The organism is Robiginitalea sp. (genome assembly GCF_049588695.1).
Lineage (GTDB): Bacteria > Bacteroidota > Bacteroidia > Flavobacteriales > Flavobacteriaceae > Robiginitalea.
In genome coordinates this window covers 1-2,093 of the sequence record NZ_JBAVZJ010000021.1, presented here as the reverse complement: position 1 = coordinate 2,093, position 2,093 = coordinate 1, and the positions used below count along the sequence as shown (strand labels likewise).

General features: G+C 46.4%; 2 protein-coding genes and 1 pseudogene. All 3 read right to left on the bottom strand.

Annotated features, from left to right (window positions below; translation table 11 throughout):
* Window positions 1–799: pseudogene (locus tag WBV75_RS00345) on the bottom strand (hypothetical protein); the annotation flags it as partial.
* A gap of 147 nt (window positions 800–946) precedes the next feature.
* A complete protein-coding gene (locus WBV75_RS00340; RefSeq protein WP_424118679.1) occupies window positions 947–1,591 on the bottom strand; it encodes a hypothetical protein in 645 nt (214 codons plus the stop codon).
* Between the two features lie 256 nt (window positions 1,592–1,847).
* A partial coding sequence (locus WBV75_RS00335; RefSeq protein ID WP_424118678.1) for a hypothetical protein occupies window positions 1,848–2,093 on the bottom strand: 246 nt, incomplete at its 5' end.

The following is a 2,093-nucleotide window of genomic DNA, read 5'->3' as shown; positions in this document are numbered from 1 at the left end:
CAGCAATCACCATCTCTTGCCCCTCGTTTAAGGGCTCCTCTAATTCATTGCTGTGCGTAATGGCAACGACTTTTTGCATGCCAATGGTATCTCCTTCGGCGAGATGGAAAGAGTACTCTCTGAAAATACCTGTATCGGAAATGGAAATACCTGCTTCCTCCGACTCCTTACCCGTAAGGGTTACTCCTTCGATTACGGAGATTTTTGTCCCCAACTCATGGGTATTCAGCTCAATTCCGATCAGTCCCTTGGGTAGTGACTGTGGGTCTAAGTTCTTAAAATGAGATCCGTTTAAACTCCAAACGTCTCCGTCTATTCCCGTTTTTAAGGTGTACACGCCCTTACTTCGGGCCGTAATGCGCAACTCCTGAACAAGGAGGTGGTGGTTGTCATAGCTTGCAAATTTCCGGCTTTCAATCTCGAGCTCCTGGCCTTTGGCACCCTGCCATTGGAAGGTACGGGTGTTTAACCCATAACGCAGATCCAACCCGTGGGAATACTTCTTAAGTGCCTCAGGGAGGAGGGAACAGACCTCCCCTTCGACCTGTATTTCTGAATACAGCCCGTTCGGGACGTTGCACAATTCACTCCATCGACTGCCCGGGGCCTGGTCCCAGGTATCGGTTACGATACAGGCTACGAACTCTTCAGGACCCCAGTTCTCAAAAGTCCCGCGATACCCTAAATACCCGTTACCGATCATAAAATTACTCCCGGTAGTGACTACTTGCTCCGGGTCAAAGGAATTCTGGATGATTTCCCATCCGGTCTTTGTATGCAGATTGTTTTGTAACTTCATAATGGATCATACCCTTTCTCTGGCTTCTGGACAGAAGGATCAAGAATGAAGAACTAAAATAAGGGTATTTATCCAAAAGAGCGGCCCCCGAAACAGAGTGATCTCCTGTCGACCTAAAGCAGACTGGTTATTCAGGGAAATCGGACCTTATTTTATGCTCTCCTGTCGCAGTGCTGTCACTAACTCTTTGGCGTAGTTGGAAGTTGCTTTCTGAAGGTCCTTGGGATCTTCGAGCTCAAACCTGCCGAGCCATTGCAAACTGTTGCCGCCTGTAGCCCGAACGTCGTACAGGGCACTTTCAAGCTCTAGAGTCGTACCTTCTATAGAATACCCGGACGCCCAATCCATAGCTGGATAATATGTCCAGTAGTACCCCCATTGCCCATAATAATTGGGGTCTGTGGACGGGTAAACCCCTGTAGGGATCAATTCTTTATACTGCTGTGTATTGACCAAGTGTGTGAGGATCACCCCGTCAAAACCCATATCGATTACTTTGTTTTTTAAATCGGTTATCTGGGCTTCGGTAAGATCTGTATCCACAGGAACCCCAATTCCGGATTCTTTATGGTAGGCCACCCCATTGATGCCGTGTCCATCAAGGTTGCGGGCGACATCCTGTTCAAAAATGGAACGGGAGATCTCATTTTTTCCACGGGCAATAACGAGAATTTTCGAGTAGGATTTTTTTTCTTTTACCACCGTCTGGGATTTGGTCATATACATACTGCCGCACCCGGAAATGAGCAATACGCACCCCAACAAACTCAAAAAACGCAAGGAAAATTTCATAGAATAATAGTATGAACCAAAAGTAGGCTTTCAGATGTTGTTATGCCAGTAATTCAGGGGTATTTTAAAAATTCACACCTCCAATGCCCCTCAGGCAAGTGAATAAGCATTCAACAGGTTGAACTTTTTCTTATTTACTTCATAAGGGGCTGAACGGACAAGTCATTCACCACTACAGAACTGAAAGCAAAACGGCCCGTAAACCGGGATAATTTTTGAATACGTCTGATTTAATCTATTGTTGAAATCTTAATAGCTATTTGGGAAACAATAGGACAATACCTGCCCGGAATCCCCAGGTGGCATTGTTACCGTTTCCATAAGGAATCCTGGGTCCGATAAAGAACTGGGCGAGTTGGCTTCCCAGAGGGGTTACTTTAGAGCCTACAAGGTTAATGGTCCCAACTGTGGCATCCGCTTCCCAGTTCTGCAAAAGCTCTGTATTATGACTCAGGGCATATCCCCCGGTAAAATTCCGGGCCAGAAAGGGCTGGAAAAAGGT